The organism is Sandarakinorhabdus sp. (assembly GCF_031422795.1).
GTDB lineage: Bacteria > Pseudomonadota > Alphaproteobacteria > Sphingomonadales > Sphingomonadaceae > Sandarakinorhabdus.
On the sequence record NZ_JANPML010000119.1, the window covers coordinates 1 to 8,374 of the forward strand.

An 8,374-nucleotide genomic window follows, 5' to 3' on the forward strand; every position below is an offset into this window, starting at 1 on the left:
TGGCAGCGGCCGGCGACCCCGCGCCACAACGGCGCCAAACACGTCGGGCGGCGCGCGTTCCAGAACCAGGGTGACCTGATTGCCCTGCGCCCGCGCCTCCCGGATGATGACCGGCGCTTTCAGATCGATGACCAGGCGGGCGGTGCCCGGCGCAAACATCGCGGCCCGCAGATTGGCAACATTGTTGGCACCCGGCGCTGAAAGGCCCGGTTCGACAACCCCGACGAAATCCACCACCAGGCGGAACGGGCTGGAAAGCGCAAAGGCCTGCGCCGCCGGCAGTGGGCCATCAGCTGTAATGATCACCCGGCCCGGCTGGCTTTCAAGCGCGACGATACGCGCCGCCCACACCGGAGCGGCTGCCCACAAAACACACAAAAGCAGCAGGAAACGGCGCACGACCCTCTGGATAGAGGGGCGGGCGCTGCGGGGCAACCTCAGCGCAGCACGGACAGGCCCGCGTACACCGCATCCGAGCCCAATTCTTCCTCGATGCGGATCAGCTGGTTGTACTTGGCGAGCCGGTCAGACCGGGCAAGGCTGCCGGTCTTGATCTGGCCGCAGCCACAGGCCACGGCGAGATCGGCGATGGTGGCGTCTTCGGTTTCGCCCGACCGGTGCGACATCACGCTGCGATAGCGATTGCGGTGCGCCAGTTCGACGGCGGCCAGCGTTTCGGTGAGCGTGCCGATCTGGTTGACCTTGACCAGCAGCGCGTTGGCAAGGCCATCCTTGATGCCCTGGCCCAGACGCGCCGGATTGGTGACGAACAGATCATCGCCAACCAGTTGCACGCGGTCGCCCAGCGTATCGGTGTGGATCTTCCAGCCAGCCATATCATCTTCGCTCATGCCGTCTTCGATCGAAAGGATCGGATAATCGGCACACAGCGCGGCCCAATATTCGGCCATCGCCGCCGGGCTGAGCGTCAGCCCTTCGCCGTGCAGGTGATACTGGCCATCCTTGAAGAATTCGGTGGCGGCGGCATCCAGTGCCAGCATCACATTCTCGCCGGGCTTGAACCCAGCCTTTTCAACCGCGGCCATGACGAAATCGAGCGCGGCACGCGTGCCATTCAGGTTCGGCGCAAAGCCGCCTTCATCGCCCACCGCCGTGTTGTGGCCCTGCGCCTTCAATTCGGCTTTCAGTGTGTGGAAAATCTCCGCACCCCAGCGCACGGCTTCGGCGATGCTGCTGGCACCCACCGGCATCACCATGAATTCCTGCACGTCGATTGGGTTATCGGCATGGGCGCCGCCATTGATGATGTTCATCATCGGCACCGGCAGCAGGCGGGCCGAAACGCCGCCAACATAGCGGTGCAGTGGCAGCCCGCGCGAATCGGCGGCAGCCTTGGCAACGGCGAGGGAAACACCCAGGATGGCGTTGGCACCAAGCCGGCTCTTGTTGGCGGTGCCATCGAGTTCGATCATGGCAGCGTCAACCGCGCCCTGCTCTTCGCCTTCCATGCCGGCCAGCGCGTCGTAAATCTCGCCATTTACCGCCGCGACGGCCTTCAGCACGCCCTTGCCCAGATAGCGGCTTTTATCGCCATCGCGCAGTTCCACCGCTTCGTGTGCGCCTGTGGAAGCACCCGACGGCACGGCAGCGCGGCCGGTGCTGCCGTCTTCCAGCACAACATCGACTTCCACGGTGGGATTGCCCCGGCTATCAAGGATTTCGCGGGCGTGAATGTCGATGATCGCGGTCATTGGGTGTATTTCCCTATGGCATTGTTGGTGCTGCCCGCTTGCACAGCGGCGATGGCTCCGCCAGATAGAGACGTGAGCCGTTGCCGGCAAGCATGACCTGATGTGGATTGCACGATGACTGACCAGCTGCCGATCGATGCCAGCGACTGGAATGATGACGACACCAGCGATGGTGTCGCCGTGCCGGGCAGCAATACCCTGGATAATCTGCTGGATTTCTTTCGCGGCCGGCTGATCGCCATGGTGGAAGACGCGCGCGACAGCATGGTTGGCCAGGTGCGCGGCCTTACCTCTCTGTCTGGCCTGCTTACCGATGCGCTGGGTGCAAATGCCGCCCCTGTCACCCGAGTGGTTGGCGATTATGCCGGCAGCATCAACAGCATCGCTGATGCGCTGGAACAAAAATCGGTGGAAGAACTGGTGGAAGACGGCCGCGAACTGGTGCGCGCCCAGCCCGCTGCTGCCGTCGGAATCGCCATTGCCATCGGCTTTCTGGCCGGCCGCATGCTGAAGGCAGCGCGGGATTGATCGGCGGCGGCCTTGCAGCCCAGGTGCGGCATCTGGTGGGCGGTTTCCTGCTGCTGATGCAGAATCTGTCGCGGCTCACGGCGGCGGAACTGCGGGCCAACGCTGGCGGCCTGCGCACGCCGCTGCTGCTGCTGCTGCTGGCATCGGGCTTGCTGTTCACCGCGCTCACCCTGCTGCTGGTCGCAGCGGTGCTGGGTCTGGCGCAATTTGTCGGGCCCGTGGCCGCTTGTGTGATTGTCGCGGTGGCGGGAATTGTCACAGCGTGGGCGCTCGCACGGCACAGCCTGTCGCGCCTTGCCGCCATAGACCTTGCACCGCGCCGTTCGATGGCCACATTGCAGGCACAGATTGATCGCTTTGCCGCCCCCCGGCCGCGCAAGGCACCTAAGCCTAAGGAACCACGCCAATGACCGAGACCGCCACCATCGAAGATCTGGCCCGCGCTGCCGATGATGCCGGCGCCTCGCTGATTGACGAAGTCAATGGCCTGGCCGATCGGTTGACGCCGCGCCGGATGGTTGACGAAGCGCTGACCGTGGTGAGGGCACGCGGCACCGATCTGGCCCGCGATGCCAGCAATGTGGTGAAGGCGCACCCGGTGGCAACCGGCGCCGCCGTGGCCGCTGTCGGCCTGGCGCTGTTTGCCGGCAACCGCATCAGCAAGGCCGAAATCGACCTGGGCCATGATCAGGATGACTATAGCGATTATGACGATAGCGCGCTCAGTGCAGCGGCAGTCGGCAGCGACCATGTGGACGATGCCCGCGAACTGGTGAAGGACAATCCGGTGATTGCCATCCTGGCCGGTATTGCCGCCGGCGCCGCGCTGGCCCTGCTGTTCCCGACCAGCAGCGCCGAAAAGCGCAGCCTGGGCGCACTGGCCCGGCGGCTGACGAGTCGTTGATCTGCGGTTCAGTATTGCCCTGCCAAAGACGCTCCATGAAACACGCCCTTCTGATTGCGGCCGCGCTGGCTGCTGGTCTTCCCGCCCTTCCCGCCGCGGCCCAGGTTGGCACTGCCACCGCCGCCAGCCCCGGCGACCCGACGGCGCGGCCGTTCGTTGAAAAACTGGTGAACGACGGTTTTGCCGTGCTGCGCGACAAATCGTTGGGCAAGCAGGCAGCGCGGGCAAAGTTCCGCACCATGCTCACCCAGAATGTCGCGCTGGATGATATCGGCATGCGGCTGATCCGCCGCCAGAAGGCAACGTTGACCCCGGCCCAACTCGAAGCCTATCGCGCCGCCTTTCCCGAATTCGTGCTCAATGCCTATGCTGATCGGCTGTATGATTATGCCGATGCGCGGGTGCAGGTGCAGCGCACATTGGGGCGCGGCGCTTTTACCGAAGTCTATACCCGCGTCACCCGCCCCAGCGCCCAGCCCATTGATACAATCTGGCAGGTGAAATCGGCGGGCGGAAAGCTCATGGTCAACAATCTGGTGGTGGCGGGCGTCAACCTGTCGCTCACCCAGGAAGCGGATTTTGCAAGTTACATCACCAAGAACGGCTTTGATGCGCTGGTCGCCTTCATGAAGAGCGCCAACGCGAAAAGCGTCGCCGCAAGGTGAAGAGCGTCAACAAGAAACACCTAGCGGTGAACAGCAAATAGAGACGACAATCGGGGATGACATGACCAGCCAGATCGACATTCATCCCACGGCGTTCGTCCACCCATCGGCCCAGATTTACGGCCATGTCTCTATCGGCCCGCGCGCCAGCATCTGGTGCAATGCGGTGATCCGCGCCGAAACCGCGCATGTCGAAATCCACGAAGGCGCGAATGTGCAGGATTTCGTGATGATCCACACCGATCCGGGCAAGCCCACGATTGTTGGCGCCTATACCAGCGTGACGCACCATGTGACGCTGCACGGCTGCCAGGTTGGCGATCACTGCCTGATCGGCATAAATGCCACGGTGTATAACGGCGCGGTGGTGGGCAGCGGCTCCATCGTCGGCCAGCATGCCTATCTGAAGGACCGTTTCGAGGCGCCGGAAAACAGCATCGTCGTCGGCAGCCCGGCCAGGGTGATAGCCACCCGCAACAACCGCCTGCCCAACCGCATCAACGCCGAATTCTACATGCGCAATGCCGAATGCTATCGCGCGGGCAATCACCGGGCCTGGGCCGGGCCGGAATTCGAAAGCTGGTTTGCCGCAACAATGCAGCAGCTGCAGGCCGAGTATGCGCAGGACGCCACTAGCGCCTGACGGCTTCTGCGGTTAGACGCCGCGCATGAGCAAATTGCATCTCGTCGTTGGTGGCCGCGTGGCCGATCCGCAGGGCGTCGATTTCGTCGACCCGGCCAATCTCGACGTTGTCGGGATCTTCCCTGATTTCAAATCCGCCGAAACCGCCTGGCGCTCTGCCGCTCAACGCACGGTGGATGATGCGACGATGAAATATGTCGTCGTCCACCTGCACAAGCTGCTGCAGCCGGACACCTGAGCCAGCATAACTCGTCAATTTGCGTACTGGAGCCGGCTGTGCTTCTCTCCTAGCGTGGCGGCTGGGGAGGCGCGGAACCATGGGCCTGAGTTACGGACAGATCTTCAGCAATTTGATGTCGGCTGTTGATCCGGCGGCGCCGGCGACCATTCACGACGACTGCATGACCTCCTGGGCGGATTTCGATTCCCACACCGATGCCATCGCGGCGGCCACCCACGCCGCCGGTGCCGTGCCGGGTGACCGCATCGCGCACCTGATGCGCAACTCTCCGGCCTATTTTGAAACCACGGTCGCCGGCTTCAAGGCGCGGCTGGTCCACGTCAACGTCAACTATCGCTACACCGGCGAGGAGTTGTTCTACATTCTGGACAACAGCGACGCCGCCGTGCTGGTCTATGATGCCGAGTTCCGCGATCTCATCGCCAGCATTCGCCACCGGCTGAACGTAAAGCTGTTTCTGCAGGTCGGCGGCGTCACAGCGGATTTTGCGCAGGATTATGACGCCGTTGCCGGCAGCGGCGCGCGCGTTGGCCGCCAAGACCATGTCCATGAAGACATGCTGTTCATCTACACCGGCGGCACCACCGGCTTGCCCAAGGGCGTGATGTGGAATCAGGGCGATGTGCAGGCGGCGATTGGTGCATCAGTCGGGTTGGCGCCAGACATCAGCTTGCCGGACTATCTTGAATTCGTCCGCGCCGGCATGGCCCGCTACCGGGCGCTGGTACTGCCGCCACTGATGCACGGCACCGGGTTTCTTTCTGCCCTTGGCGTGATGTCACGCGGCGGCACCCTCGTCACCATTCCCGGTGACAATTTTGATGCCGAACTGGCTGTGAACATGTGTGCAAAGCATTGTTGCGATCGCGCCGTGATCGTCGGCGATGCGTTTGCCCGGCCCTTGCTCAAGGCACTTGATGCCGGCCATGGCAGCATCGCCAGTGTTGCAGCGATGAGCTCCAGCGGCACGATGTGGTCGCCCGAAGTGAAGGCCGGCCTGCTGCGCCATGCCCCCGATATGATGATCGTCGATTCGCTTGGATCGTCCGAAGCGCTGGCGTTTGCCGCCGCAGTGCAGACCAAGGACAATGCCGGCGCGGCAACACTCTTCGTTGGCGACGAACGGACGCTGCTGCTCGATGAGAATAATCAGCCAGTCGCTCCCGGCGAGCGTGGCCGCATGGCGCGCGGCGGCCTGGTTCCGCGCGGCTATTGGCGCGACGAAACAAAAAGCGCCGCAACCTTCGTCACCATCAATGACGCCCGCTACACGATCACCGGCGACTGGGCGATTCTGGAAGCTGATGGCAGTTTCACCCTGCTCGGCCGTGGCAGCCAGTGCATAAACACCGCCGGCGAAAAGGTGTTCCCCGAAGAGGTGGAAGAGGTGCTGAAAACCCATCCGGCCATCGACGATGCGCTGGTGTTCGGCCTGCCGGATGAAAAATGGGGCCAGTGCGTGACGGCCGTGGTCGAAGCCCATGAGCCGGTTGATGCCGAAGCCCTACGCGCCCATGTCCGCCTGCATCTGGCCGGCTACAAGACGCCAAAGACGGTGCATATTGTCAAGAAAGTGCCGCGCGCGCCCAACGGCAAGGCGGATTATGCCACGGCCAAGGCGATGGTGACGGGCTGACGATCAAACTGTGAAACGAAAAAGGGCGGCCCAAACGGACCGCCCTTTTCACATCAGCCTGAAGTTCAGGCGTCCTTCTTGGCACCCAGACCAAAGCTGGCAAAACGCTTGTTGAAGCGCGCCACCTGGCCGCCGGCATCGAGCATGCGGCCGGTGCCGCCGGTCCACGCCGGGTGGCTGGTCGGATCGATTTCCAGGTTCATCGTGTCCCCTTCCTTCCCCCAGGTCGTGCGGGTCTGGTAGGTGGAGCCGTCGGTCATCTTGACGGTGATGCTGTGATATTGGGGATGGATGCCGGACTTCATGATGGTTTCCTTCTTTGCGGACCGGTTCCGACCGGCCCTGGAAAATGAAACGGCGGCATAGCGGCTTGACTGGCGGTTTGCAACAGGCGTAACCGGACCACTGAACGGTGCCCGCCCTGACCGGCGGGAGAATAGGGAAGCCGGTGCGGAGGTTCGCCTCCAAATCCGGCGCTGTGCCCGCAACTGTAAGCGGCCAGCTGATGCTTCACATGCCACTGGAAATCCAGAGATGGAGGGCCGGGAAGGCGAAGCACCAGCGCCATGAGCCGCAAGCCAGGAGACCTGCCGTTCGTGTCGCCCCATGCCTGCCGGGTCCAGCGGTGCATGAGACGGTGGAACGGCAGGCGCCTATCGCCCCTGCCCGCCCTTTCGTTCGTGGCGACTTCGTGTCGTCAACCTGCGCCCGGATTCTATCTCCGGCGCCGAATGAAAGTGATTCCCCGTGATAACTTCAATGCTTCCCCTTATTGCCCTTGCCGGGCAGGCCACCCTTGCGTCAGCGCCGGCCAATCAGCCCATCCGTGTCATCGAAACCGCCGCGCCCTTCACCGTTACCGCCAGCCGCAGCACCATCCGCCTGGCCGAAACCGGGATCAGCATCAGCCAGATCGGCCTGCCGCAGATCGAAGGTCTCAGCCTGCCGCTGGTGAAGGATTATCTCACCCTGGTGCCGGGCGTTTCGGTCTCCCAGACCGGGCCGCTGGGCGCGCAGACGCAGATCCGTATTCGCGGTGCCGAAGGCAATCACAGCATCACCTTGATCGACGGCATCGAGATGAACGACCCCGCATCATCGGGTGAGTTCCGCATCGATACCCTGCTCAGCCACGGCATCGAACGCATCGAAGTGCTGCGTGGTCCGCAATCGGCGCTGTGGGGCAGCCAGGCCATTGGCGGCGTCATCAGCCTCACCACCCGGGCACCCGTTCGCGGCACCATGCTGTATGGCGAAGTGCAGGGCGGCAGCCTGGGCACCGTGCGCGGCGGCGTGGGCGCTGGCTGGGCCGACGACAGCATCAGCATCAGCGGGCAACTCTCCGGCTTGTCTACCGACGGCTATGACATTGCACGCAGCGGCGGAGACAAGGACGGCTATGACAATGTCACCGCCCATGGCCGCATCGAATGGAAGGCCGCGCCGGAATTGACCCTGCTGCTGGTTGGCCGTCACCAGGATTCGACCGTGCGGTTTGATGGCTTCAACTTTGGCACCGGCGTGCCGCGCGACGAACCGCTGTCAACCAACAGCCGCCAGACCGCCGTGCGCGCCGAAGCCGCGCTGGCGCTGTTCGACGGGCAATGGACCACCCGCGCCAGTTTCATGGGGGTGCGGGCTGACAACATCAACCGCCGCGCCGGCAATTTCCAGAACCGCAGCGATGGCGAACGTGATCTGTTCCGTCTGCAATCGACCGGCCGCGTGCAGGCCGGCGACCTCACCCACAGCCTGACCGGCGCACTCGATGTCGAAACCGAACGCTTCACCAGCCGCGACGCCAATGCACTGGCCGCCTCAAACCAGCGCCAGAGCCGCCGTCAGACCAGTCTGATCGGCGAATATCGTCTGACCGCCAGCAACGGCATCGCCGCTGGCGCCGCCGTGCGCCACGACATGAACGACCGCTTTGCCGATGCCACCACCGTGCGGTTTGATGCGGTGGCCCCGATCGGCGATTTCCGCCTGCACGCCGCTTTTGGCACCGGCATCGCCGATCCGACCTTCTTCGATCAGTTCGGCTT

General features: G+C 63.6%; 11 protein-coding genes and 1 riboswitch. Of the genes, 8 read left to right on the forward strand and 3 right to left on the reverse strand.

Translation table 11 applies throughout. The features are described from left to right. Together RMO81_RS04515 and eno are read right to left on the reverse strand one after the other, a co-directional pair. The coding region (locus RMO81_RS04515; protein ID WP_310474563.1) for an AMIN domain-containing protein at window positions 1-399 on the reverse strand (399 nt) is incomplete at its 3' end. 38 nt (window positions 400-437) lie between these two features. Beyond that, window positions 438-1,712: a phosphopyruvate hydratase gene (gene eno, locus RMO81_RS04520; RefSeq protein WP_310474565.1), complete on the reverse strand. Its 1,275-nt coding sequence runs from the start codon at window positions 1,710-1,712 to the stop codon at window positions 438-440. 114 nt (window positions 1,713-1,826) lie between these two features. Here eno and RMO81_RS04525 point away from each other — a divergent pair, with 114 nt between their 5' ends. From RMO81_RS04525 to RMO81_RS04555, 7 genes are all read left to right on the forward strand, one after another. After that, a complete protein-coding gene (locus RMO81_RS04525) occupies window positions 1,827-2,240 on the forward strand; it encodes a hypothetical protein (protein ID WP_310474566.1) in 414 nt (137 codons plus the stop codon). After that, on the forward strand, window positions 2,237-2,650 hold the full coding sequence (locus RMO81_RS04530; RefSeq protein WP_310474567.1) for a phage holin family protein: 414 nt from the start codon (window positions 2,237-2,239) through the stop codon (window positions 2,648-2,650). Before RMO81_RS04525 ends, RMO81_RS04530 begins: the two co-directional genes overlap by 4 nt. Further along, window positions 2,647-3,144, forward strand: coding sequence for a hypothetical protein (locus RMO81_RS04535; RefSeq protein ID WP_310474568.1), 498 nt, complete (start codon window positions 2,647-2,649; stop codon window positions 3,142-3,144). The genes RMO81_RS04530 and RMO81_RS04535 overlap by 4 nt, the downstream gene beginning before the upstream one ends. A gap of 35 nt (window positions 3,145-3,179) precedes the next feature. Then, window positions 3,180-3,809 carry an ABC transporter substrate-binding protein gene (locus RMO81_RS04540; RefSeq protein WP_310474569.1) on the forward strand — a complete coding sequence of 210 codons (630 nt, stop codon included), beginning with the start codon at window positions 3,180-3,182 and terminating at the stop codon, window positions 3,807-3,809. A gap of 61 nt (window positions 3,810-3,870) precedes the next feature. Further along, window positions 3,871-4,452, forward strand: a complete 582-nt coding sequence (locus RMO81_RS04545) for a gamma carbonic anhydrase family protein (RefSeq protein WP_310474570.1) — start codon at window positions 3,871-3,873, stop codon at window positions 4,450-4,452. 25 nt (window positions 4,453-4,477) lie between these two features. After that, window positions 4,478-4,690 (forward strand): DUF4170 domain-containing protein, encoded by a 213-nt coding sequence (locus tag RMO81_RS04550; protein ID WP_310474571.1) that lies wholly within the window; start codon window positions 4,478-4,480, stop codon window positions 4,688-4,690. A 79-nt stretch (window positions 4,691-4,769) separates the two neighbouring features. Further along, entirely contained in the window at window positions 4,770-6,329 is a 1,560-nt protein-coding gene (locus RMO81_RS04555) for an AMP-binding protein (protein WP_310474572.1), read from the forward strand. A gap of 65 nt (window positions 6,330-6,394) precedes the next feature. Here the strand turns inward: RMO81_RS04555 and rpmE are convergent, their stop codons facing one another. Then, on the reverse strand, window positions 6,395-6,634 hold the full coding sequence (gene rpmE, locus RMO81_RS04560; RefSeq protein WP_310474574.1) for a 50S ribosomal protein L31: 240 nt from the start codon (window positions 6,632-6,634) through the stop codon (window positions 6,395-6,397). Between the two features lie 88 nt (window positions 6,635-6,722). Continuing rightward, a riboswitch (cobalamin riboswitch) is annotated at window positions 6,723-6,939 on the forward strand. A 149-nt stretch (window positions 6,940-7,088) separates the two neighbouring features. Here rpmE and RMO81_RS04565 point away from each other — a divergent pair. Beyond that, a partial coding sequence (locus RMO81_RS04565) for a TonB-dependent receptor plug domain-containing protein (RefSeq protein ID WP_310474575.1) occupies window positions 7,089-8,374 on the forward strand: 1,286 nt, incomplete at its 3' end.

Excerpts from the sequence above, each read along its gene's own strand:
- RMO81_RS04550 (WP_310474571.1), top strand. The coding sequence starts at position 4,478 with ATGAGCAAATTGCATCTCGTCGTTGGTGGCCGCGTGGCCGATCCGCAG.
- RMO81_RS04540 (WP_310474569.1), top strand. The coding sequence starts at position 3,180 with ATGAAACACGCCCTTCTGATTGCGGCCGCGCTGGCTGCTGGTCTTCCC.
- RMO81_RS04555 (WP_310474572.1), top strand. The coding sequence starts at position 4,770 with ATGGGCCTGAGTTACGGACAGATCTTCAGCAATTTGATGTCGGCTGTT.
- RMO81_RS04525 (WP_310474566.1), top strand. The coding sequence starts at position 1,827 with ATGACTGACCAGCTGCCGATCGATGCCAGCGACTGGAATGATGACGAC.
- eno (WP_310474565.1), bottom strand. The coding sequence starts at position 1,712 with ATGACCGCGATCATCGACATTCACGCCCGCGAAATCCTTGATAGCCGG.
- RMO81_RS04545 (WP_310474570.1), top strand. The coding sequence starts at position 3,871 with ATGACCAGCCAGATCGACATTCATCCCACGGCGTTCGTCCACCCATCG.
- rpmE (WP_310474574.1), bottom strand. The coding sequence starts at position 6,634 with ATGAAGTCCGGCATCCATCCCCAATATCACAGCATCACCGTCAAGATG.
- RMO81_RS04535 (WP_310474568.1), top strand. The coding sequence starts at position 2,647 with ATGACCGAGACCGCCACCATCGAAGATCTGGCCCGCGCTGCCGATGAT.